This window comes from Polaribacter sp. Z022 (assembly GCF_023555495.1).
GTDB lineage: Bacteria > Bacteroidota > Bacteroidia > Flavobacteriales > Flavobacteriaceae > Polaribacter.
Window position 1 is genome coordinate 371,019 of the sequence record NZ_JALCZO010000001.1, and the last position, 26,044, is coordinate 397,062.

Here is a 26,044-nt window from a genome sequence, read left to right on the forward strand (position 1 = left end):
TTCTGTCAAAGAACTTGTTTTTCAATTGTAAAAGTAATAAAAGATACTGACTTATTTTTTACTAAAAAAAAATTTGCAAATAAAAAATAATCTTTATATTTATGAAAAAATAGCTAATGCCAAATTTAATTCAAATATTGAGTCATTTTTTGATATTATATATTGAAAACTAAAACAGATGAAAAAGAAATTAATAATTCTACTAGTAATTTCAATTTACTTTAATAGTTTTTCTCAAAACATTTCTAGAGAAGGAGTCGCATCAGTGATTTCCGCTCTTTTATTTGGAAATGGGTATGATTTTAATGATAATCCAGCAATTAATTATCCAAACCCATTTATTGATTTAAATATAAATTCAACCAATGGAAAGAAAATTAATATCATTAGTAGATTAGATTATGGAGATGGTAGAAGCCCTTTTCCTTTTTTAAATGAAGGCTCAAGTAGCTTTCATCCTTCTGGTTTAATGCCAAGAATTGGTGCTGTAATTGCAGTTGTTGAAGCATGGAATATACCAGTTACAGAAGATTATTCTTCACCCTTTAACGATGTTCCTGACGATTATTATTTAAATCCTTGGTTAAATGCTGCATATAATGCTGGTATCATTAGCGGAAATAATTTTAATCCTTTTAGTCCTGTTCAAGATGATGATATCTTAATTTGGGCAAGAGAAGCAAATAATTCACCCTATGGAAATGTAAGTAAAAGTATTCTCAATGATTCAAAAAATTACTTTTTACCTCATTTATACTTACCAGAAAATTTAGGAATGTTTAAGGGGCTTGAACAAGGCGTTTTTAGTCATTACGCAAAAAATAGTTTTGTAATTCCAGATATTCAAATGAGCTTAAACTTTAGCCATTTTTATAGTACTTCTATGGTTGAATTACCAGAATCTTTTTTTCTAAACCAACCTTTAGGAAGGGGATGGAGTCATACATATAACATTTTTGCTCAGCGTCAATTAGTATTTCTTAATGGAAGCAATATTGGAACTGAATTGTTTCATATTACTTGGGCAGATGGGACAATACATACTTATAATGATGAGGAGGAGGAATGGGTAACAAAAGGAGTATATAATAATACTAGAGATTACTCTAGAAATGGCAGACATTATCTTGAGGTAACCACTAAAAACCACTCAACATATCTTTTTGAAAACCTTAATGATAGCTATGAAAATTATTATTTAGTCAAAATAATTGATAAAAACTCTAATACTGTTGAGATAGAATATGAATTTGCAGATGAAAAACCTTGGCTTCGAAGAATTGAAAAAGTTATCGCTCCCTCAGGAAAAGAGCTGTTATTTAGATACTATTCAAATTCGGACAGATTACGTGAGGTTGAAGATCCCATAGGAAGAGAAATTAGATTTTCTTACTCAAGTGCTAGACTCAAAAAATTTACTGATGCAAAAGAAAATGAAACTAAATATTTCTATGTAACCGATAATTTTGATAAACGTTTTGAGAGATTTTTATTAGAAGAAATAGAGTTGCCAAGAGGAAATAAAATCGAGGCTACTTATGAAAAAAATAAAGATGGATACTTAAGCACCTATAAAATAAATAATAATGACCCGATAAAATATGATATTGATGTAGATTTTGATTCTTCAATGCCAATTACTGTAAAAATGGATGTACCAATGCCTGATGGCAATACAGATGAGCACACATCAGAATATAACAGTTTAGGTTTATTGGAGACTTTTCAAAGCGGTACTGATGATATGGTAATCACCTATCCAAGTCCAAGTAGTTCTAATCCCTTTTTACCAAATCAAGTATCTAATCACAACATAGACATAGCTTACTTGTATGATAGCAGAGGTAACGTTGAAAAAATAGATTATGAAAGTGGCGAACGTATATTTGAATTTGATTGGAGTGGTCAGAATAATTTGAATTGGACTGAAGATCCTAGAGGTAAAAGAACTTATTACTCTTATGATGATAATCATAATCTTACCCAAATCACAGATCCATTAAGTAAGGATATAAATCTTGAATATTTTAATAATGGAAATCTTAAAAAAATCACCAATCAAGAAGGTATATCCATAGATTTTACTTACCATTCTGATGGGCCTTTAAAAACCTTTGTAGCACCTGAAAACATAAGTGGTTCATTTTTATACGATGGTATCAATCGTTTATTATCAAAAACCGTCAATGGTTTAACGTCTAGTTATACCTATGACGACAATGATAATATATTAACCTTTACTAATAGCGGTCAGAACACAACAGTTTTCAGTTATGATTCTAATGATAACGTTGCTACAATTAAAAATGCTAATCAAGTAAATACTATATTTACTTACCATGATGACAAAGACCATCTCATTCAAAAGAAATTTGATCAGCTAGAGACCAATTATAGTTACAACGACGATGATACAATTGATGAGGTAGTAAAACCTAGCGGACAAACTATAGGTGTCAACTATACTAGTGATGGTCAGTATGATGGTTCAGGTACGGTTTTAGATTTACAATATGATAGCAATGAAAGAGTCATAAGAATTGAAACAGATGATATAGAATATCAATTTGAGTATGACAAACTTAATCAAATTGACCTTGTTAAAATTACTGGTAAAACTCGAGATGTAGAATATTTATATGACTCGGCTGGGAACATTAGCAGAATCTATTATCCAAACGTAGGTGCAAATGCTTATGTTCATTACACGTATGATGATAAAAACAGATTAGAACGTTTACGTGCTATCAATTTTAACAACTTACCAAATACAGATATTGCTGAATACACGTACCTCAATGACGACCGTATATCGCAAATAGAATATGGCAACGGTTTCATTACCACTTATGCCTATGACGAAGCTGGACGACCAACTGGTATTAAGCACGAAATTAATGGAGAAGTCTATTATGATGAGTTGCGAACCCTCAATAACCGAGGTAATGTACTCGATTTAAAATTAGGATATCGTGCAACCGATACCCCAATTTATCAACCTACCGAAGATATACAGAATTTTCAATACAATAATAACAACCATATAAACTCATCTGGTTTTACAGTAAATAATGATGGAAATACAACAGCCAGTCCAATTGGAACATTTACCTATGATGTAGACGATCAACCACGAGAACGTATAGCTAATGGCGTAACCTCACAATACCAGTACGATGCCTTTGGTAACCGTACTAAACGAACAGAAAGTAATAATATAGACAAAGAATACCTCTGGGATATTATAGGAAAAAACACCATCCAAGAATACAATGTAGGTAGTAATGATGACCCAAGAAGTTACGTTTATGGTCTAGGTTTAGAAGCAAGAATATTTAATGGTATTGTAACCTATTATCACGGTGATTTACGAGGTAATGTGGTTCTTATTACAGACCCTGACGGTAACCGTGGTAGAGATTATCAATACAGCCCTTTTGGTAAACCAACAGGTGTTAATCCAGCGTATATTCCAGACCACAACGAATTTACTTTTTTAGGTAAATTAGGTATAATAGAAGACGATAGAGACGCAGGTCTTTATTACATACGTGCACGTTATTACGATGCCTCTATTGGACGTTTTATTACCGAAGACCCAATGGCAAGTTCTAATTTGTATGTCTATGGAGGTAACAATCCCATAAAAAACATTGACAGAAATGGGCAATTTGTTGAAACTGCAGCAGATGTTGTTTCATTAGGTGCTAGTATTTATGACTTTAGTAGTGACCCATCATTAACCAATGGTTTATTCTTGGCTTGGGATATTGTGGGCTTGGTGCCTGGTGTACCAGGTAGTTGGTCTGCTAAAGTTCTTAAAAAAGGTGTGGGTTATGCTGATGAGGCAATTCAAGGAGGCGCTGCTGTTGGTAAGAGGGTTAATACAGTTTCTACTACAGCTAGTTTTTCTAGCTTAAAGAAAGCTAAAGAACATTATATGAAACATGTTAAGGGACAAATTTATAAAAATGGTAAATGGACTAGAAAGCAAGGAGGAGCTGATATGCCTGAATTCAATAGTTTCGAAGAGTATTTAACAGCTGCTAAACAATTTTTTAATAATGGGAGTGGAGATGTTTTAACAAAAATTAGAAGTAATGGTGATATATTAAAGTTTGATATATCTAATGGTTATTTTGGAGTCCAAAATGCGAATGGAACTATGAAGACCTTTTTTAGACCAAAAAATGGTTTAAAATATTTTAATGCACAATAATATGTTTAACCAAGAAATAAATGAAGAGTTGATTAAAATTCAAGAAAGTTTTTTTTGTAACACATTAAAATCTAGATATGGTTATAGCGATTTAATTAATATGTGGGAGCAATTCACTGAAGAATGTATTGAAGGTTATGGTTGGAACATCTACGAATACGATAACGATGTTTCTATTCGTGAATTGATAGAATTAGTAATTAGTAATGAAAAATTGAAGCTCAGTAAAGAACACAAATATTTTAAAAAGAAAATACACAATATTGATGATAAATTAAAGCTGTTATTTTTTGATGAAGTAAAAAGAAATACTGGCAAATTTTGGTGGAATAGAGGTATATTAAAAGAAGCTGGAGAAGAATATATGAATGATTTACAGGACGAGTATAATGTTAAAATCAAATTAAAATGATAAAAAATTTCAAGACATATATTATTATTATAATTGGTTTTTTGCCTTACCTTACTTTTTCCCAACAACTCAAATACCAATCACATACAATGGAGTATGATGACATAAATCGCCTTACCAAGGTGTTTTTTTCTAATGGAATTGTGCACGAATATGTATATGATAATCTAGGAAACAGATTAGAAAGAAAAGTATACGAAGCACCAAAAACCTACGTACCAGATGATGCGTTTGAGCAAAAACTAATAGACTTAGGTTACGACACTGTTATGGATGATTATGTATATAATCATAAAATCGACAAGGTTGAAACATTATATATTAATGATTTAGGTATTAATGATTTAACAGGTATTGAAGGTTTTATCTCATTAAAAAACCTCGAAAGTGCAGATAATAATCTTTCATCAATTGATGTATCTCTAAATTCAAACCTTGAGAGGCTTTTTTGTGCTAGAAACAAATTAACTTCTATTGATATTTCTAAAAATGCAAACCTCAAATACCTTTATTGTCATAACAATCAAATTAGTTCTATTAACTTAAAAGAAAATAAAAATCTAGTTATTCTTTTCATTGAATTAAACCAACTAAATGACTTAGATGTTTCCAATAATTTATTATTAGAAAATCTAATTTGTGGTAACAATTTATTACAAGAAATTAATGTCTCAAAAAATACTAATTTAGAGTTCTTGGATTGTAGTAACCTAAATCTAACGGAATTAGATATTTCTAAGAACTTAAAACTTGACGATATCAGATGTAATAACAACCAAATAAAAACCTTAGACTTATCAAGCCACAATAAAATAGAATATCTGAGATGTCAGTCAAATGATCTAGAATCTCTTAATTTAAAAAATAGCAATAACAATATACTTGAAGAAATGAATGCCTCAGATAACCCAAACTTATTTTGTATTCAAGTAGCTGATTATAATAATGCAAATAATGGTAATGGTGTTTATAAAGATTGGAATATTGATACTCACGTTCAATACAGTTACAACTGTCAATCTTTAACCTATGTACCAGACGATGCTTTTGAACAACGTCTTATAGACCTTGGCTATGATGTGGTATTGAATGATTATGTGGTGACAGCTGAGATTGATGATGTTACTTTTTTATCTGCATCAGATTTAGGAATCCAAGATGTTACGGGAATTGAAGATTTTATATCCATTGAAAATCTTTCTTTAAATACTAATAGTATTGAGTTCATTGACTTATCTCAAAATACGCAATTGAAATTCTTTAAAATAGCAAAGAACAATCTTACCTCAATAGATGTTACTAACAACCCTTTATTAGAAAGTCTTTCTGTTAGTGATAATCAACTAACTAGCCTAGATCTTAGTAATAATCCTGAATTATTTTTCTTAAGTTGTAATTATAACCAGCTTACAGACTTGGATATTAGCAATAATAAAAATCTTGGGTTACTTAATGCACATTACAATAATATCTCTAATTTAGATGTAAGCCAAAACAGTAATTTGACTTACATCTGGATTACAAATAATCCGATAGAATCATTAGATTTTAGCAATAATCCAAAACTAGATGAATTAAACGCAAGAAATTGTGAGCAACTTTCTACGATAAATGTGAAGAATGGTAATAATAATTTATTAACTAGTTTTCAATCCCAAAACTCACCAAAGCTTTATTGTATCCAAGTAGATGATGAAAATGCAGCCAACAATGCAACTGGTGTTTATAGCAATTGGAATACCGATAATCAAATTGTGTTTAGTGAAGATTGTGAGGCTTTAGGACTCAATGAGTTTGGTTTACCTCCAGACAACTATACTATTTCAACTGTAGGTTTAACTTGTATTAATTCAAATGATGGGGTAATTAGAATTGAAGCAAAAAAAGAGCGTATATATAATGTTAATATTGTAAATCAAGAAAATAATTTTGATAGTAATTTTCAATTAAGACAAGGTAACAACTGGACTTTGAATTTAGATTATTTTGATGGAGGAGAATATTATATTTATATAACACTTGACGGTGTTGACGAAAATCTTTACAAAAAAACGTTTATACTCAATCTAGATGAACCAGAACCACTTGAAGCTGTCAGTAGTAAGTCTTCTGTTGATGGGAAATATGCAGTTACCATGACAAAAGGAACTGCTCCTTATACTATTAAAGTAAACAATGAAGTTATTAAAATTACTCACGAATCACAATATAGTTTTGATGTACTACATGGTGATGTGGTAGAAGTGTCTTCATCAAAATCCTGTGAGGGAAAATTTACTGAAATCATTAATATTTTAGATGCCATTACCCTCTATCCAAGCCCAACAGATGATATTGTATTTTTTGCGATTCCTATTTCAGAAAAATTAAAAAATTTAGACATACAACTTTTTGATATGAATGGACAGTTAGTTGAAACTTTTAACATGAGAGTTAAAAATAGTAAAATAGAATTATCCGTCAAACATTTATCTAATGGAGTGTATTTAGCAAAATTTCCTGCATTAGGAGATAAAACTTTCAAAGTAGTTAAGAAATGAAAAAGATAATTTTGGTATTCGTTTTTTTAAGTATTTCTTTTGCATGTAGTAAGGATGATGGATTTATAAATACTAATACTCCACCAAGCAAACCACAACTCATAACACCAAGAAATAATTCAACTATAACTCAATACGATATTAAAGAACCTATTTATTTTGAGTGGACTAAATCTACCGATCCAGATAATGATTTAAGGGGCTATAAATTTTATTATGATGATAATCCTAATTTTAATTCACCATCTTTTTTTGGGTTAACTGAAAATTTTACTCATACAAATACAGAACAATATAGTACCCCTAGACCAGAATTAACTCCAAATACAACTTATTATTGGTATGTTGAAGCAAGTGATAGTAATAACAATATTAGCTCTAGTGAAGTAGGTTCTTTTTATATTGAAGATGCTAATAAACCATCAGTACCTACTTTAATATTTCCATTACACGAAACAGAATGTTCTAATGATAATTTAACTTTTGATTGGGAGGACTCAACAGTTTTATCAAATGATGATGTAAGTTATAAATTGCATATTTCCACTTCCTCAACATTTGATAACAATATCGATATATACGAAACAGATATATCTAAATACAATATTGTTTTACCTCAGAGTACAGCTCTTTACTGGAAAGTTGAAGCGATAAATAATATTAACCCTCAATCAACATTTAGTACAACTCGAAGTCTTTATACTCAAGGAGATGGAGTAACTAATACCATTCCTCAAATAAAATATCTTTCACCTGATGAAGGAAGTACTCTCTCAACTCAAACTGTTGAATTGAAATGGGAAGCTGAGGACAATGAAACAAGTAATAGTGATTTAAGTTATAAAGTCTATTTTTCTGAAGCTGGTCAAGATTTAGAACTAAAAACAGAAACTACAAACATTTTAAGCTACCAAATAAACGGGTTAGAAGTTGGTAAAACATATCAATGGTCTATTTGGGTAACGGACGGAGATGGTGCTACTAATGTTGGTGATGTTTTCACTTTTACCATCAACTAAAAGAATTAAGAACTCCAAACTCCAACATTTCGTTGGAGTTTTTTTATTTAGTACATTTAACAAAAAAAGCTACTTCTATAAATTTCATTTCAAAACTACTCAATTAAAGGTTTGTCCTCTGACAAAACCTTTATATTTGGTAAACTATAAACATACTAGTAGCATCAAGATAACCTATGGCAAAAAAAGCAACCACCAAAAAACAAAAATCTATTGAAGAAACACTATGGGATTCCGCAAATAAGTTACGTGGAACTGTAGAATCTTCAGAATACAAACACGTAGTTTTAAGTTTAATTTTTTTAAAGTTCGCAAGCGATAAATTTGAAGAACGCAAGCAAGAACTGATTTCAGAAGGCAAAGAAAAGTATTTAGAAATGAAGGAATTCTACAATATGAAGAATGTCTTTTTCTTGCCTAAAATATCACGTTGGAGCTACATTATAGAAAATGCCAAACAAGACGATATTGCACTAAAAATAGACACAGCTTTACATACCGTAGAAAAAAACAATCCTGCATTAAAAGGTGCGTTGCCAGATAATTATTTCTCTCGTTTAAATATGGACGTGAGCAAATTAGCAGCATTACTAGACACCATAAACAACATAGATACGCTTAAAGACAAAGAGCAAGATATTGTTGGTCGAGTGTACGAATATTTCTTAAGCAAGTTTGCATTAGCTGAAGGAAAAGGGAAGGGAGAATTCTACACACCAAAAAGCATTGTAAACCTCATTGCAGAAATGATAGAACCTTACAAAGGCATCATTTACGACCCTGCTTGTGGTTCTGGTGGTATGTTTGTGCAGTCTATAAAATTTATTGAAGCGCATAATGGCGACAAAAAAGCCATTTCTATTTACGGACAAGAATATACGTCTACTACTTACAAACTGGCAAAAATGAACTTGGCAATACGTGGTATTGCAGCAAATTTGGGTGATGTACCTGCTGATACTTTTGCCAAAGACCAACACAAAGATTTAAAAGCCGACTTTATTATGGCAAACCCACCATTTAACCAAAAGGATTGGCGAGCTAGTGATGAATTGGTAGACGACCCACGTTGGAAAGGTTATGATACACCACCAAAAAGCAACGCCAATTATGGGTGGATTTTAAACATGGCATCTAAACTTTCACAAAATGGAGTTGCTGGTTTTATTTTGGCAAATGGCGCACTTTCTGGTGGTGGAGAAGAATATAAAATACGTAAAAAACTCATTGAAAATAAGTTGGTAGAAGCCATTGTTATTTTGCCTCAAAATATGTTTTATACAACCAATATTTCTGTGACACTCTGGATTTTAAATAACAATAAAAAAGAAAGAACTGTAAAATTACCAGATACAACCCGTAATTACAGAGAAAGAGAAAAAGAAATCTTATTTATGGACTTACGTGAAGTTGGTGTTCCTTTTGAGAAAAAATTCATCCAATTTTCTGCTGATAATATTAAAAAGGTAACTGAAACCTATCACAATTGGCAAACAAACGTCATTGTAAACGGAGAGAAGCAATCTGTTTATAAAGACGTTCCAGAATTTTGTAAATCAGCAACTATTGAAGATATTAAAGCCAAAGATTATTCTTTAGTGCCAAGTAAATACATAGAATTTGTAAACAGAGATGAAAACATCAATTTTGAGGAAAAGATGGAAACACTTCAAAATGAGATGAAAGATTTACTAAAACAAGAAGCAGATTCTAAAGAAGATTTATTAGCTGTGTTTAAAAAATTAGGCTATGAAATCTAATTATAAAAAAATAGGAGATTTCATAGAGTTAGTTGATAAGCGTAATAAAGATTTAGCAATCAATCTTCTTTTAGGATTAAGTGTTTCTAAAGAGTTTATTCCATCAGTTGCCAATACTATTGGCACGAATATGAAAAACTACAAAATTATAAGAAAAGGACAATTTGCTTGTAGTGTAATGCAAGTTAGACGTGATAAAAAAATGCCTGTTGCTTTATTACAAGATTTTGAGGAGGCAATTATTTCTCAAGCATATCCTGTTTTTCAAATTAAAGATGAAACAATATTGTTGCCAGAGTATTTAATGATGTGGTTTACACGTTCTGAGTTTGATAGAGAAGCTTGTTTTCATGCAGTTGGTGGAGTAAGAGGTAGTTTAGACTGGGAAGATTTTTTAAATATGGAATTGCCTGTTCCTTCTATAGAAAAACAAAACGAAATTGTAAAAGAATACAACACAGTTGTAAATCGTATAAAACTAAATGAGCAAATCAATCAAAAATTAGAAGAAACTGCACGAGCCCATTATAAAAATTTAGTGAAAGAAAATCAATGTAAAGAATACTTATTAAAAGATTTATGCTCATTTCAAGAAGGCTATGTTAATCCTTCTCAAAAAATTCCCAATTATTTTAATGGAAATGTAAAATGGCTTCGTGCGAATGACGTTAATGGAGGTTTTATTCTAGATTCAAGTAGAACTTTGACTAAGGAGGGTTTTGAAAGTGCTGGTGCAAGTGCATTACTTTTCGCACCACAAACTATTGTTATTACAAAATCGGGAACTATAGGAAGACTTGGGATTCTGGGTGATTATATGTGTGGAAATAGAGCTGTTATAAATATTAAGCCAAAAGAAAACCATAATTTACCTTTTATATTTTTCTCATTAAAATTTAACTATAATAACTTAGTTGATTTAGCTGTTGGTAGTGCCCAAAAGAATTTATACGTTCCTATTTTAGCAACAATGAGAATACAAGTGCCAAGCAAAGAAAAATTGACTAGTTTTTATCTGATTGCCAAAAATATTCTTAAAGCAATGGAATTACAAACTAAAGAAATCCAAAAGCTAAACGAGCTGAAAGATTTGCTACTCTCAAAAATGACAAAAGTAGAAGCTTAAAAATAATGAAAAAGAAAAAGCTATGATTACAAAAATAAAAAACATAAAGAACCTAGCAGTTTTTAAAGATTTTAACTGGGATGCTTCTGTTAGAGATAAAGGAAACAACATAATTAATTTTAAGAAAATAAATATTTTATATGGTCGTAATTATTCAGGTAAAACAACCTTATCAAGAATAATAAGAGCCCTTGAGACTGGAGAGATTTCTGATAAATATGAAAACCCTGAGTGCGCAGTTTGCATAACAGATAATACAGATGTAACTCAATCTAATTTTAGTAATCACAGTAAAGTTATCAGAGTTTTTAATGAAGATTTTATTGAAGATAACTTAAAGTTTATTGTTAACTCTAACGAAAGTGTGGAGTCATTTGCTATTCTTGGTGAAGGAAACAACGAAATAGAAGAAGAAATAGAAGCTCTAAAAACTACATTAGGTTCTAATGAAAATGATAATGAAAGCGGATTATATCTACAGTTAAAATCTCTAAAAGGAGTATCTAACACCTCTAAAACAGCTCATTCAACAGCAAAATCAAGTCTTAATGCTAAGTTGGCAAAAAAGGCTACTGGAAATCCTACTGGTATAAAATATCAATCAAAGTATGGAGAGGTTAATTATGATATTAGAAAACTCAAAGCTGATATATTAACGGTAAAAGCTTCTGGATATGTACCGCTTTCAGAAGAAGAGAAATTAGCATCTGAAAATATTTTAGTGGAACAAACTAAAAATGAAATTCCAAGTTTATCTGATTTGACTCTTAATTTTACTGATTTTTATACTAGAACAAAAGAGATTGTTGGTCGTGAGATAGGTCAATCGAATAAAATTGATTTACTATTAAAAGATGCAATTCTAAATAAATGGGTTAAAGAAGGAAGAAAACTACATGAGGATAAAAAGGATACTTGTTCGTTTTGTAATAATCAAATTAGCGAAAATAGATGGAGTGAATTAGAAAAACATTTTGATGAAGAATCTGACCAATTAGAAAAGGATTTAAACACGTTACTAGTTGAAATAGAAAATGAGAAAAAAACTATTTCTCAATATAAAATATTCCAAAAAGAACTTATCTACTCTAAATTCAATAGTGAATATGATAAAGAAAAAAATTCTTTAGATACTGAAATTAAAAATTATCAAAATGCGATAGCTAGTCTTAAAAAGCAATTAGAAACTAGGAAAAAAGATGTCCTTAATAAAAAAGAATTTTTAGAGACTGAAGATTTCTCTGATAAGATATCAGATGCTAAAAATAGAATAGATACACTTAGAGTTAAGTCCAATGAGTATTCAGAAAAATTATCTTCAGACCAAACTAAAGCAAGAAAAAACCTTAGGCTAAAAGATGTCTCTGATTTTATTATTGATATAAATTACGATGTTACATTGTCTGCAATTGCTAGTTTAAAAGCAACAGAAGAAGCTGACGCTTTAACTAAAAAAAACAAGCAAGATGAAATAGACACTATCCTTTCTCAAATATCAGAAAAACAAAAACAACTGAAAGATGAGAGCAAAGGAGCTGAAAAAGTTAATGAGTATTTAAATAATCATTTTGGACATGACTTTTTAAAGCTAGTAGCTGTAGAGTTTGAAGATGAACAAACTGGCAATAAATTCTATCGTTTTGAAATTCATAGAGAAGGTAGAAAAGCTTATCATCTAAGTGAAGGTGAAAAGAGCTTAATAGCATTTTGTTATTTCGTAGCTAAGTTAAGTGACGTAGATACAAAAACTAAAGAACCTATAATTTGGATTGATGACCCTATCTCAAGTCTTGATAGTAATCATATTTTCTTTATTTACTCTTTAATAAAAACTAAAATTTATAACAATAGAGATTTCGAACAAATTTTTATTTCAACTCATAACTTAAACTTTTTAAAATACTTACAACGTTTACCTAGTCATAATGATAAAAAAAATGACAGGGTTAGACATTTTATGATTGAGAGAATTGATCAAGATTCAACAATAAGTGAAATGCCAAATTATATTAAAAAAAATATTTCAGAGTTTAATCATCTTTTTAAACATATTTTCGAATGTTCAACTATAGAAAATATAACAGACGAAAATTATACAGTATTTTATAATTTCGGAAACAATGCAAGAAAATTTTTAGAAATATATCTTTTTTACAGATACCCAGATGCCACTGGAGATTTGGATAAAATGAAAAAATTCTTTGGGGATGAAGATATTCCTGCTGTGTTAACTGAAAGAATTAATAATGAATATTCTCATTTAGCAGGTGTTTTTGAAAGAGGGCAGTTACCAGTTGAGGTTCCTGAAATGAAAAAAGCAGCAACACTTATAATTGATAAGATAAAAGAACATGATGAAAATCAATTTAATTCTTTTGTAAGTAGTACAGGTATCCAAAATCAATAAACTCTAATGGAAAAAAAGAAAGCTTTTCTAGTTGAAGAAATATGGCTACTCACTTTTGGAGGTGCGTTTCAGCATAGTGGCATCTACAAAACAAATACCAAAGAAAAAGACCGTACAAATTTTAGAAATATGTTACAAGCTTATATAGAGCAGACTATTTTAAAACAATACAAACAGTTAGTTTCAGATGAAGAACATATAGAAAACATTATGAATATTTCTAGTTATACTTCATCTTTTAAAAAAATACTTAAAGCGCCAATAAATATTGGTATCAGTCAAAAACTACTGAATTTAGTTCTAAAATACTATTGGTGCTTAGAGATATTGCCAGAGCCACCACATTTTCCTGTAGATAGAATTATTCAACAAAAAATATACAAACAACCTTTAGTTAATTGGACGCAGTTAAATGATATCGATACATATATACAAATCATAAATGATGCTCGAGATTTGGCTAAAAAACAGAGTTTAAGTTTGGCACAATGGGAACTAGAAAATTTTAATAGACGTTAAGTAAAAAAAGTATACCTAAAAACCAAAGAAACAAAATGGAATACAGTGATTTATCAAATTTTTTCAATGAGAATGAAATTCCAATCGAAGAGCAAAAGCTTGGTTTTTTAGAAATCATAAAAAAAGCGCATAACGAAACTATCAATAGTAATATTTATGCTCACTTTTTATCTTGTGAAGATGATGAAATAAAGTATGTCTTTCTTAGGGCATTACTCGAAATTATTGAAACCAAATCAGAAAAAGAATTACGTTTCTCAAATCACTATGTTTTAACAGAATTCTCTACTGATAAAGGGCGTGTTGATATTGTTGTTAAGGATTTAATACAACCATCTACAATTATCATAGAAAATAAATTATATCATTGGTTACACAATGATTTAGAAGAATATTGGACTTTTTTTAATATACCAGACGCTAACAAAGTTGGTGTTTTATTAACCTTAGAACCAAATGAAATACCTAGCAATGTAAAAGGTAATTTTATTAATATTACCCATTGGGAATGGATTGAAAAAATAAAAGACCAATTAAACTTTGATTTGATTAGCAACAATGCCTACAAAATTTACGTAACTGATTTTTTTAATTCTATAGAAAGACTATCAACAACATATAAAATGAACGACTCCGCAAAATTCTATTTTGAGCATGCTTCTCAAGTTAAAAAAGCAAACCATACATTAAATGAAGGACATAAGTTTATGGCAGAACAATATGCCTTAATTGCTTCAAAACTTGGACTTGAAACGTATGGAAATGATGTGAATTGGGTTAATATTTGGGATGAAGATAATGTGCTAGATACTTATTTCACAATAACGAATTATGATATAATGTCAGGAAGTGGTCATAAGTATAAAATAATTCTTGAACTTAATAGAAAGGATAAAGATAGGTTAGATGAAGTGAATGAAAATTTTAAAAACCATCTACAATACAAAGACAAGTTTAGAGGTGAATCAGTAGGTACTTATTGTCATTTTCTTGTTAAAGAATACGATATTTCATTAGAAGATTTAAATTCTTTTGCAAATCATGTTGTAGACAATATTGTAAGTGATTTTGGAGAGATTTTTATAGCAATCATTAATCATCTATACCCTGAAAAAAATATTGAAAATTGGAAGTATAATTTTCTTAAAAATTAATTTCAGATATTTACAAAACCAACCAACAACCTGTACAATAAATAGATGACAGAAACCAACAGAATAGAATATAAAGAAATCCTTACCAAAGCTTTAGACATAGAAAAGGAAGTCATTGCTTTTTTAAACTATGCTTCTGGTGGTGCAGTTATTTTTGGTGTCAATAAAAGAGGCAAAGTAGTTGGTATAGCAGATGTAGATGATACGATGTTGCGTATTAAAGACCGCTTAAAAACAAATATTCATCCATCTTGTATGGGCTTGTTTGATATTTCTGTTGTAGAGCAAGAAGGTAATCAATTGGTAAAAGTTACCATTGCTAGTGGTAGCGAAAAACCCTATTTTAAAAAGAAATATGGGATGAGCGAAAAAGGTTGTTATATGCGAGTTGGTACCGCATCAGAACCTATGCCACAGAAAACTATAGATAGACTCTACGCATCAAGAACTAGAGATACTATTAGTAAAATTGTGTCGCCAAAACAAAAGTTATCTTTTGAGCAATTGCATATTTATTATCAAGAAAAAGGGAAGTCTTTAAATTCGCAATTTGCTACTAATTTAGAATTGGTAACAGAAGAAAGTGTTTGGAATTATGCAGGCTATTTACTGTCAGATATTAATAATATTTCCATTAAAGTTGCTAAATATTCAGGCGCAAATCGTGTAGACTTAATAGAAACTAATGAGTATGGTTACACATCACTAATTAAAGCCTGTAAGCAAGTATTAGATAAGTTAGATGTAGAAAACAGAACCCTTGCCACAATTACATCAAAAACACGACAAGAAAAACGCCTATGGAATGCAAAAGCCTTACGTGAGGCTGTAATTAATGCTTTTGTACATAATGATTTTAGCAGAGAAGTACCACCAAAATTTGAAATTTTTAACGACCGAATTGAAATTACCTCAGCAGGAAGTTTAGTAGATGGTTTAAGCGAAAAAGAATTTTTTAGAGGATTTTCTATTCCTAGAAACAAAGAACTCATTCGTATATTTAAAGACTTAGATTTAGTAGAGCAGTTAGGTTCTGGAGTACCAAGAATTCTTGAAGCTTATAAAGAAGATTGTTTCGAGTTTTCTGAAAACTTTATTCGACTTGTTCTACCTGCAACCGAACAAGTTGACCCCACAAGTACCCCACAAGTACCCCACAAGTTATCACCTACTACCGACCTAGTTAGCGACCCAGTTAACGACCTAGTTAGCGACCCAGTTGAGAAGCTAATATTGGTAATGGATAAAGAATATAGTATTAGCGAATTAATGAATTTTCTAAAACTGTCTCATAAACCTAATTTTAGAAAAAATTACTTACAACCAGCTGTTGAATCGGGTATAATAGAATTAACAATACCTGAAAAACCTAGTAGTAGTAAACAAAAATACCGATTAACACAGAAAGGAAAAAGTATAAAAAAGCAATGAAATTTACAGAATATCAATTAGAAAAAGCATTTATAGAATTATTACAATCGGAAGAAATTCCGCATGTTAATGGTGCAACAATTTCAAGGGATATTCAAGAGGTGCTAATCGAAGAAGATTTAAAAACATTTCTACTTTCAAAGTATCAGAAAGAAAAGTTAACACCAACAGAAGTAGAAAGAATTGTAAGACAATTAAAAACCTATTCAGCATCAGATTTGTACGAAAGTAACAAATCAATTATGAAATTAGTGGCAGATGGATTTTCTTTTAAAAGGGAAGACAGAAGTCAAAAAGATATTTGGATTTACCTCATTGATTTTTCAGAAGAAAACAAAAACACTTACAAATTTGTAAATCAATTAGAAATTGTTGGTTACGAAAAAAGAATACCTGATGGTATTTTATACATCAACGGTTTGCCTTTGGTAGTTTTTGAATTTAAAACAGCCATTAGAGAACAAACCACTATTAACGATGCGTATGTACAAATAACCACACGTTACAAACGAGATATTCCAGAATTATTTAAGTACAACGCTTTTTGTGTAATTAGTGATGGTGTAAACACCAAAGCAGGCTCATTTTTTGCCCCTTATGAGTTCTTTTACGCTTGGAGAAGAGTATCAGACTTAAACAAAGATCTGCCTGTGCCGAGACCAAATATTGATAATTATTGTACCTATGTCTTAGAGTGTTCTGATGGTTCTTTCTATAAAGGGCAAACAAATGATTTAAAAAGAAGAATTGAAGAACATAAAAAAGGAAATGTTAATTGGACTTCAAAACATTTACCTATAAAATTAATTCATTGGGAATATTTTAAAACAAGAGAAGAATCTGTAAAACGAGAAAAGGAACTGAAATCTGGCTTTGGAAGAAAGTGGTTAAAAGAAAAATATAACAAAAAAGAATTACTATTTTGGACACGGCAGACAGGTGTAGATGGCATAGACGCGATGTTTACTTTAATTCACGGAATGTTTAATCAGGTAGATTTAAGAAATATTATTCGTAATTTCATTTATATACCAGATGCCTCAAAAAAAGATGAAAAAATAGTTTGTCGCTACCCACAATATTATGCAGCTACCAAGTTGTACGAAAACATAAAAGCACACCAAAAACCAAAAGGAGATGGTAAGGGTGGAACCTATTTTGGAGCAACAGGATGTGGTAAAAGTTTTACGATGCTATTTTTAACACGCTTGTTAATGAAGAGCGTGTATTTTAGCAGTCCAACCATTGTATTAATTACAGATAGAACCGATTTAGACGATCAACTTTCAGGGCAATTTACCAATGCAAAAGGATATATTGGCGATAATAATATTATTAGTGTAGAAAGCAGAGAACACTTGCGAAAAGAAATTCAAGGAAGACAAAGTGGAGGTGTTTTTTTAACAACCATTCACAAGTTTACTGAAGATACAGAACTACTAACAGACAGAACCAATGTAATTTGTATTTCTGATGAAGCACATAGAAGTCAGACCAATTTAGACCAAAAAGTTACACTAACAGAAAAAGGAGTGACTAAAACCTTTGGTTTTGCAAAATATTTACACGACTCTTTACCAAATGCAACCTATGTAGGATTTACAGGAACACCTATTGATGCAACTTTAGATGTTTTTGGAGAAATTGTAGACAGTTATACAATGACAGAATCTGTTACAGACGAAATTACAGTGCGATTAGTTTATGAAGGAAGAGCTGCAAAAGTGTTACTACAAAGTGAAAAGCTACAAGAAATTGAAAGCTATTACAGCCAATGTGTAGCAGAAGGCGCAAGTGAATATCAGGTAGAAGAAAGTAAAAAAGCGACTACCAATATGAACGTTATTATTGGTGATCCAGATCGAATAAAAGCAGTTGCATCAGACTTTGTAAATCACTATGAAAAAAGAGTTTCAGAAGGAGCTACAGTGAAAGGGAAAGCAATGTTTGTAGCAAGTAGCAGAACCATTGCATACAATTTATACAAAGAAATTATTGCCTTACGTCCAGATTGGGCAGAAATAAAAACTCACGAAGAGGGAAGTGAACTAACAGACAAAGAGAAAAAGGAAATCAAACCTATGGAGCGTATCAAAATGATTATGACTCGAGGTAAAGATGACCCAAAAGAGTTGTACAATATGTTAGGCAACAAAGACTATCGAAAAGAATTGGATAGGCAGTTTAAAAATGCAAAATCTAATTTTAAAATAGCCATTGTAGTAGATATGTGGTTGACTGGTTTTGATGTTCCTTTCTTAGACACCATTTATATTGATAAACCAATTCAACGTCATAATTTAATTCAAACAATTTCTCGTGTAAACCGAAAATTTAAAGGGAAAAATAAAGGTTTAGTAGTTGATTATATTGGAATTAAAAAACAAATGAATTTGGCATTGGCTGAATTCGGAAAAAAGGACGGACAAAACATTGAAGAAGTAGAAAAATCTATCATAGTAGTTAAAGACCATCTGAATTTATTGGGTAAAATATTTCACAAATTTGATGCACAAGGATATTTCAAAGGAAGTCCTTTAGAACAATTAAAAACCTTAAATAACGGAGCAGAATTTGTACAACTTACCCAAGAGTTAGAACGTCGTTTTATGGATTTGGTAAAACGATTAAAAGCAGCTTATGATATTTGTGCTGGTACAGATGCTTTTACGGATAAAGAAAGAGATGAAATTCACTTTTATTTAGCGATTCGTTCAATCGTATTCAAATTAACCAAAGGAAATGCTCCAGACTCAGCACAGATGAATGCTAGAGTTCGCGAAATGATTAAGGAGGCTATACAGAGTGATGGGGTAGAAGAAATCTTTAAAATGGGTGATGCTGATGAAACAGAAGTAGATATTTTTAGTGAAGATTATCTGGCTAAAATTCAGAAAATAAAATTGCCAAATACCAAGATAAAACTGCTACAACAATTATTAGCAAAAGCAATTGGAGAACTCAAAAAAGTAAACAAGATTAAGGGAATAGACTTCTCTAAAAAAATGCAGGATCTTGTTGAAAAATACAATGAACGTAAAGAAAGTGACGTATTACGAAGTGAAGTCTTAGAAGATTTTACAGATGAGATTATTGACCTTTTCTATGAATTAAAAAAAGAAAAAGATTCCTTTCAAGACTTAGGAATTGATTTTGAAGAAAAAGCATTTTACGATATTTTAAAAGCATTAGCTACCAAATATGATTTTGAATATCCTGAAGATAAACTAGTTCATTTAGCCAAAGAGGTTAAAACAGTAGTTGATGATAAGGCAAAATATACAGATTGGAGTAAAAGAGCAGACTTAAAGGCAGAACTAAAAGTAGATTTGATTATTCTTCTTGCTGAAAATGGCTATCCTCCAGTAGATAGAGATGAAGTATATAAAGAAATTTTTGAGCAAGCTGAGAATTTTAAGAAGTATAGTAAGTAAAAAACACTCAAACCAATGAGTGTTTTGTGTTATTTAATTTCATAAACAATTACAACTGTTTTCTTTTTAAGGAAATTAACAGAAATAATAGTATGGTTTTCATCAAAAAGTAATCCTAGTTCAAGGTTAATATACTCTTGAAAACTTTTAGGTTCTTCACCAAAATCCTTCAAATAATAATCATGGTCTTTTTTTGTGATAATTCTAACATGTTTTAGATTTTTCATTTTAACCAAGTTTCAAAAGATTTAGAAAACCCACACCAGCGATGGTTTTTATCAAAACCACGTTCTGCAAGTATAAATCGTATTATCTTTTCAATGGGAATTTTACTATGCAAAATAAATCGTAAGATTTCTCCATCTATAGTTGAAAAATCTCCAAACAATTCCTCTAAATGAGGTAAAGGCTCTTTATCCATTCTAATTAAACGAATATCATCATAATTCATATTCGAATAATCTTTAGGCAGAATATCCAGAAAAGACATTTCCATTTCTTTGGCTGTAGCTTCTTCAACAACTGCAAAATTATTATCTGGACCATTTATAATTCCAAAAGTAATTTTAGCAATTCTATATTTAAAGTTGAGCCAAAGACAATGATGAATCGCTTTCTCTTGTGAAGAGAAAATATCTAAATAGAAATTATCCATTTTTATTTTCTTCTTTAGGGATAACTCTACCATTCAAAGAAATAATATCCTCTCTAGATGATTTAGAATCTTTTCCTTTTTTGCGAAGTAAGCGCTGTGTATTAAATAAAGAGCGACATTTAATGTTGAACTCTGTATAATTAAAAGCATCTTCTTTTTTCTTGAACGTTTTTACATAAGCTTCATACAAATCAGCATTGGTAAGCTGATTGTCTTTTGCTTTCATAATAATATCCATTACCAAAGAAGCTACAGGATTTAAACCTCTTTCTGATTCCGAAAAATCAAAACCTAGTTCTTCAATACGTTTACGTTGTTCATCATCTGCATATTTTAAGAGCACTGTAACATCACGTCTATAATCTTTTAAACGATCTACGACATTTTTCTTGTTTTCTTTAGCAGTTTCAATTTGCGCTTCTGTTTGTTCCAGAAGACTTTGGTCTGTTTTGATGTTTTCTATTAAAACATCTACAATAGTTGCATTCATAAGTATTCAATTTTAAAATTAATATTTAGTTTTAAGTAAGTAGCCAAAGGCTATGTACCACAAGGTCTTCTTGGGTAAATTTTCCCTCAGCAATAATGTTTTTGATTTCAGTTTCTGCTTCTTCCTTGGTGTCAAAAAAGTAAGACGGTTTGGTAGTTACAGCGTAAACATCTTCAGCTAAAACATCACTTGTAAAAATGGCATATACTTTTTTAGCTCTACCAGTTTTTAAGAGTAAACTTCTATAGTTTGAAGTATCATATTCGTCCCATTTTTCGACTGGTTTTGAAGCTAAATAATGGATTTCGTTTTGTATTTTTTTAAAAAAAGCATCCACTTCTTCTTGAGAAGAATCAGAAATAGCTGTCATTTGATGTTCTAGTTCGTGAATAGTCCAATCCAGTACTACAGTATCTCCATTAATTAGTTCAAGAAGTTTATCTCGTTCCATAAATCCTAAGGCATTTTTACTCCACACATCTTTATACAACCAATAAATAATTTTACGCAGTTCACTGTCTGTAAAATTCTTCATCAGTTCTTTAGAAAGTTTTGTATTGCCAGGAGTTTCTATAAACTTGGATAAGTCATTCAGAAAAAAAAGGATTCGTTTATACATTTTTAAATTCATTCTTCTTCGTTTTTAGGTTCACAATGATTTTCTATAGTTGCGAGTAAGTGATTATAATCTTTACTCTTTGCTTCTTCTAAGACAGCTTCAATTTCTGTAGCAGTCCAACCTTCTTTTTTTGCTTGTCTTTTAAAGACACCCATAATCATAAAGGAATTTCCATTCACACCAACCAAATCGAGGTTGACGGTTTTTTCAATTACTTTTTTCATTTGTTTTTTGATTAAAATTAGTATTTACAGTATTCAATAATCGTTGCTATCAAATGATCTTCATCATCGTGTTTGGTAGCTTCAGTAATTACATTTTGTATCTCTTCAGGCGTCCAACCTTCTTCTTTGGCTAGATGCTGAAAGAGTTCTAAAATGGCTTGTGTAGTTCCTTTAAAACCTCGAAAATCGAAGTCAATCATTTTGTTGTGTGTTGTATTCATTGGTCTGTTTTTTGTTTTTATAATTCCAAAGGAAAGTTTGCAGTAAGCACCTCAGTTTTCGTTTTATTTTTTTTAGATTTAGTTTGATTTACAGATACTAATTGTTCAATAGATTGCGTGTGCCAACCATTACGATTGGTAAACTCAGTAAGAATTTCAGAAGGGTAACTACTCAATATGAATTTTCCTTTGAGTGTTTCTAAAACTTTTAATAAGGCTTTAAAATCCTCCAAAGTGTAATTCCCATAATGTCCCATATTCGAATTGAAATAAGGAGGATCTATATAATTGAAGGTAGAAATACTATCTCGCAACTTTAAAATTTTTAACGCATCAGAACACTCAATTTGAGTTCCTTTCAGGCGATCTTTTAAAGCTGGAGTGAACAATTCTTTTTTCTTTTCCCATCCCATGGCTTTAGTGCCTTTGGTATAGCAACCAAAAGAACCAATTCGTCCAGAAAAGCCCATATTTGTGAGTACATAAAATGCCCAAGCACGCTGTAAATCGTTAAAGAAAACTGGGTGCTTGTACATATTTAAAGCTACATTGTAAACCACTCTAGAATAGGCTGTCACTCTAATTTTTGATTGCAATGCTTCAAAATCTTCATGTAACACTTTGTAGAAAACTGTTACAAAAGAATCGATATCATTGATAATTTCATTTTGAACTTTTGGTTTTAGGAAGAAAACAGCGCCACCACCAGCAAATACTTCTGTATAAGTGGTATGCTTTGGAATTAAGCTCACAATTTTTTTTGCTAAATTCTGTTTTCCACCATAATATGTGATGGGCGTCTTAATCATAAAAAGGGAAGTGAATTACATCCATCCACTATCAGAAAAGGAAACAAAGCCCTCTGAAGTAAGAATAAGATGATCGAGTAAAGTAATGTCGAGTAATTTAAAAGCTTCTTTAAGCTTTTGGGTTAAGTTTTTATCAGCAGTTGAAGGTGTCAATTTTCCTGAAGGATGATTGTGTGCGACAACAATTGCTGATGCATTGGAAAGTAAAGCAAGTTGATAAAGTTCTTTGGAGTTTACTGCAACACCAGTTGTGTTACCAATACCAATTTCACTAATACCTAATACTTGGTTTGCATTTGTGAGCAATAAAACCCAAAAGAATTCCTTATAATCAATACGTTTGTTATCTAAAAACTCACGAAGAATTCTTTCTGAATCTTCGGAGCATTTTACTACTCGATTCGTATTAAAAATAGGTCGTTCATAATGAATTTGTACTTCATTAAAGGTTGAAATCTCAGATAGAGATTTCAATAATTTAGTTTTCATTTATAAAATATTTAAAAGTTAGAGAATGGTATCTGCACTAAAAGGAATGGATGGTTTCCCATCAATCATTAGTTTTAGATAAATAGAATAGTTAGCCAAAGAGATAAAATCTTCAATCTTAAAAATTGGGTAGAATTCTTTAGCCATTAATTTGGCATCTGTAATTCCTAAACGAAAGGCAACAATAGTACCTACATTACCCAAAACACTTGCACGAACATTAGGGTCTAGTTGATATAGAAATTGATTAGCTAAAATCAATCCTACTTTGAATTTTCGAACTTGTGCTAATAATTCTGCAATCAATTCTGTTCCAGAAATTGTCTGAAACTCATCAATGTATAAGAAATAAGGAACTCTGTCTTTTTCCAATATATCAATTCGAGAAAAAGAAGCAGAAGCTAAAGAAGTAAGCAACAAACCTCCAAGAATATTAGAGACATCTGCTCCTACCTGTCCTTTAGCCAAATTGATAATAAGAATATGTCTTTTATCAATTATAGAACGTAAAGACAATTGTTTTTTGTTTTCAATGAGAATTTTCCGAACAATAGAATGACTTAGAAAACCTCCTAATTTGTTCATAATAGGTAATATATCGTTGGGTTTATATTTAGGAAACTCTTTAGTCCAAAAGGTTTTTATGTCTTGGTTTTGAATATGGATTAAACATTCTTCTCGATATGATTTCTGATGTAAAAGTTTTAGGATGTCCGAAAGCTGTGCTTTAGGCTGATCCAATAATGTGAGCAAAATCATTCTAAGAATGTGTTCCATTTTCATACCCCAAGCCGATTTCCAATTGCGTTGAAAAATTTCTAAAATATTAGAAGCTACTAAAGATCGTTTAGAAGAGGATACAGAACGCAAAGGGTTGTATCCAAATTCAAGTTCAGAGTTTGTAACATCAAAATAAATGATGGTACGATTTAGAAAACGGTCTTTTAGCTTTTCGTTAATCTCGCGAGAGGCGTCTCCATGTACATCAACAAAAGCAAATCCACGATTGGCTTCTGCATCTTGCATCATAAGACTTTTAAGGAGTGACGTTTTACCAGCACCAGATTTTCCAAAACAATAAAAATGAAACATTCGGTCTGCTTGTTTGATGCCAAATATTTTTCTGTTGTTTCTAAAATTAGTGCGAGCAAAGTAACTGACGTCATACAAATTTGAATGATGCCAATACATAACAGGGAATTGAGTAAGAAGGAATAATTATTTAGTTTTGAAGTCAGTTATAAAAACTGTGGAAAGAACTATTGCTTTATTTTTTATCTGTGGTACTTTTTAAACTTCTTAATAAGGTCTTTTTTACGTTCAACTTACTACTATTATAACATATTTGTAGAAGGGAAACCATTAGGTTTTGTAGGAGTGTCGAACTCTTGCATATTTTTATATTATGAAATATACTATTAACAGTAACTTAAATACAAAGAAACCTCGTTGGGCGAAAGCCTCGTCTTTTTTGTATGCTAGAATATTTAGTATATAAAATAGATTAAAGGAAACAGCGCGTGTTTATTTATCTACCTCTAGCTTTTTAAGTGACGTTGGGGTATATAAAAGACCCGCTAGATTTCCTTTTAGCGGGTCTTTTATGATTATGACTATTAAAAATGCTATACAGATTTATTTAGAATGGAAACAGACACATACAAGTTCTGCCTACACAACCTATAAGGTTAGGCTAGAACAATTTGAAAACTTTATTTCAAAGAAAGTAAAGTTAAATGAAATTAATGGTGATGATATTATCGCCTTTCATCGAAAACTAGAAGGTAATTACAGCTTAAATACCATTGCATATTCGGCAAGAGTTTTAAAAAATTTCTTTTGGTTTTGGCACGGAAGAGGAAAGACAACATTCAATCCAAAAGAAATTATTCCAATTCGTTACATAAGTGCAGATAAGGATATCGTTACATCAGAAGATTTAAGCGATATGACTGATTTATTAGAAGTAAACAACCTCCAGGAACTACAAAAGAAACTAATTATTCACTTGCTTTGGGATACAGGAATGCGTTTAAGCGAGTTGTTAGACATCAAGATTGAAGATATTAATGAACAGGGGATTGATGGCTTAAGAACAGCAAAAGTAAGAACTCGAAAAAGTATGCGATATAATCTTGTTATTTGGGGTTCAGATACCAATGATTTAATGAATCGTTATTTAGGAATGCGTTTGTGTATGGACTGCGATTCAAAGAAACTATTGGTGAACCCAAAAACAGGTAAAGTATTTACACCAAGAAGTGTACAACGTTGGATTACAGAATTATCTGAAATGGCAATGTTGGATAAAAAAATAACACCTCATAGCTTCAGACACGGAAAAGCAAACTATATCTTAGATCAAGGAGGAAGTGTAAGAGATGTCAGTGCATTATTAAGACATGTAAAACCTGAATCTAGTTTCCAATATATGCAATTGTCTAAGAAAAGGTATGAAGATGTTGCAAGACGTTATTTAACAACTTTTTCTAACAATAGACTACAAACAGCTTAAA

At 30.8% G+C, this 26,044-nt stretch carries 21 protein-coding genes; 12 read left to right on the top strand and 9 right to left on the bottom strand.

Annotated elements, in window-relative coordinates:
• Positions 1 to 178 precede the first annotated feature (178 nt).
• The 11 genes from MPF13_RS01620 to MPF13_RS01670 all read left to right on the top strand — a co-directional run bounded on the left by MPF13_RS01620 (position 179) and on the right by MPF13_RS01670 (position 20,021).
• Positions 179 to 4,219, top strand: coding sequence for an RHS repeat-associated core domain-containing protein (locus MPF13_RS01620; protein WP_249980567.1), 4,041 nt, complete (start codon positions 179 to 181; stop codon positions 4,217 to 4,219).
• Complete coding sequence (locus MPF13_RS01625) at positions 4,209 to 4,631, top strand: hypothetical protein (protein ID WP_249980568.1); 423 nt, start codon at positions 4,209 to 4,211, stop codon at positions 4,629 to 4,631. Before MPF13_RS01620 ends, MPF13_RS01625 begins: the two co-directional genes overlap by 11 nt.
• Positions 4,628 to 7,171 (top strand): leucine-rich repeat domain-containing protein, encoded by a 2,544-nt coding sequence (locus tag MPF13_RS01630; protein WP_249980569.1) that lies wholly within the window; start codon positions 4,628 to 4,630, stop codon positions 7,169 to 7,171. Before MPF13_RS01625 ends, MPF13_RS01630 begins: the two co-directional genes overlap by 4 nt.
• Positions 7,168 to 8,190 (top strand): hypothetical protein, encoded by a 1,023-nt coding sequence (locus MPF13_RS01635; protein WP_249980570.1) that lies wholly within the window; start codon positions 7,168 to 7,170, stop codon positions 8,188 to 8,190. Before MPF13_RS01630 ends, MPF13_RS01635 begins: the two co-directional genes overlap by 4 nt.
• Before the next feature lie 176 nt (positions 8,191 to 8,366).
• Positions 8,367 to 9,950: a type I restriction-modification system subunit M gene (locus MPF13_RS01640; RefSeq protein WP_249980571.1), complete on the top strand. Its 1,584-nt coding sequence runs from the start codon at positions 8,367 to 8,369 to the stop codon at positions 9,948 to 9,950.
• A complete protein-coding gene (locus MPF13_RS01645) occupies positions 9,940 to 11,076 on the top strand; it encodes a restriction endonuclease subunit S (protein WP_249980572.1) in 1,137 nt (378 codons plus the stop codon). The genes MPF13_RS01640 and MPF13_RS01645 overlap by 11 nt, the downstream gene beginning before the upstream one ends.
• Before the next feature lie 22 nt (positions 11,077 to 11,098).
• Positions 11,099 to 13,483, top strand: coding sequence for an AAA family ATPase (locus tag MPF13_RS01650; RefSeq protein WP_249980573.1), 2,385 nt, complete (start codon positions 11,099 to 11,101; stop codon positions 13,481 to 13,483).
• Positions 13,484 to 13,489: 6 nt separating this feature from the next.
• Positions 13,490 to 14,002: a hypothetical protein gene (locus MPF13_RS01655; RefSeq protein ID WP_249980574.1), complete on the top strand. Its 513-nt coding sequence runs from the start codon at positions 13,490 to 13,492 to the stop codon at positions 14,000 to 14,002.
• Positions 14,003 to 14,037: 35 nt separating this feature from the next.
• Positions 14,038 to 15,156 (top strand): PD-(D/E)XK nuclease family protein, encoded by a 1,119-nt coding sequence (locus MPF13_RS01660; RefSeq protein WP_249980575.1) that lies wholly within the window; start codon positions 14,038 to 14,040, stop codon positions 15,154 to 15,156.
• A gap of 45 nt (positions 15,157 to 15,201) precedes the next feature.
• Positions 15,202 to 16,587, top strand: coding sequence for an RNA/DNA-binding domain-containing protein (locus tag MPF13_RS01665; protein WP_249980576.1), 1,386 nt, complete (start codon positions 15,202 to 15,204; stop codon positions 16,585 to 16,587).
• Positions 16,584 to 20,021, top strand: a complete 3,438-nt coding sequence (locus MPF13_RS01670; protein WP_249980577.1) for an HsdR family type I site-specific deoxyribonuclease — start codon at positions 16,584 to 16,586, stop codon at positions 20,019 to 20,021. The genes MPF13_RS01665 and MPF13_RS01670 overlap by 4 nt, the downstream gene beginning before the upstream one ends.
• Positions 20,022 to 20,050: 29 nt before the next feature.
• Here MPF13_RS01670 and MPF13_RS01675 read toward each other — a convergent pair whose 3' ends face one another.
• From MPF13_RS01675 to MPF13_RS01715, 9 genes are all read right to left on the bottom strand, one after another.
• Complete coding sequence (locus tag MPF13_RS01675) at positions 20,051 to 20,248, bottom strand: hypothetical protein (protein ID WP_249980578.1); 198 nt, start codon at positions 20,246 to 20,248, stop codon at positions 20,051 to 20,053.
• The gene (locus MPF13_RS01680) at positions 20,245 to 20,676 is read right to left on the bottom strand and encodes a hypothetical protein (protein ID WP_249980579.1); all 432 of its coding nucleotides are present in this window, start codon (positions 20,674 to 20,676) and stop codon (positions 20,245 to 20,247) included. The genes MPF13_RS01675 and MPF13_RS01680 overlap by 4 nt, the downstream gene beginning before the upstream one ends.
• Positions 20,669 to 21,166, bottom strand: coding sequence for a hypothetical protein (locus MPF13_RS01685; RefSeq protein WP_249980580.1), 498 nt, complete (start codon positions 21,164 to 21,166; stop codon positions 20,669 to 20,671). The genes MPF13_RS01680 and MPF13_RS01685 overlap by 8 nt, the downstream gene beginning before the upstream one ends.
• A gap of 31 nt (positions 21,167 to 21,197) precedes the next feature.
• Positions 21,198 to 21,617 carry a hypothetical protein gene (locus tag MPF13_RS01690; protein WP_249980581.1) on the bottom strand — a complete coding sequence of 140 codons (420 nt, stop codon included), beginning with the start codon at positions 21,615 to 21,617 and terminating at the stop codon, positions 21,198 to 21,200.
• A 176-nt stretch (positions 21,618 to 21,793) separates the two neighbouring features.
• Entirely contained in the window at positions 21,794 to 22,009 is a 216-nt protein-coding gene (locus MPF13_RS01695) for a hypothetical protein (RefSeq protein ID WP_249980582.1), read from the bottom strand.
• A gap of 17 nt (positions 22,010 to 22,026) precedes the next feature.
• A complete protein-coding gene (locus MPF13_RS01700; protein WP_249980583.1) occupies positions 22,027 to 22,230 on the bottom strand; it encodes a hypothetical protein in 204 nt (67 codons plus the stop codon).
• A gap of 17 nt (positions 22,231 to 22,247) precedes the next feature.
• Entirely contained in the window at positions 22,248 to 23,039 is a 792-nt protein-coding gene (locus MPF13_RS01705) for a DNA adenine methylase (protein ID WP_249980584.1), read from the bottom strand.
• Positions 23,040 to 23,054: 15 nt separating this feature from the next.
• Entirely contained in the window at positions 23,055 to 23,528 is a 474-nt protein-coding gene (locus MPF13_RS01710; protein WP_249980585.1) for a JAB domain-containing protein, read from the bottom strand.
• Positions 23,529 to 23,546: 18 nt separating this feature from the next.
• Entirely contained in the window at positions 23,547 to 24,719 is a 1,173-nt protein-coding gene (locus MPF13_RS01715) for a type IV secretory system conjugative DNA transfer family protein (protein ID WP_249980586.1), read from the bottom strand.
• A gap of 412 nt (positions 24,720 to 25,131) precedes the next feature.
• Here MPF13_RS01715 and MPF13_RS01720 point away from each other — a divergent pair, with 412 nt between their 5' ends.
• The gene (locus MPF13_RS01720; protein ID WP_249980587.1) at positions 25,132 to 26,043 is read left to right on the top strand and encodes a tyrosine-type recombinase/integrase; all 912 of its coding nucleotides are present in this window, start codon (positions 25,132 to 25,134) and stop codon (positions 26,041 to 26,043) included.
• Position 26,044: the final 1 nt, after the last annotated feature.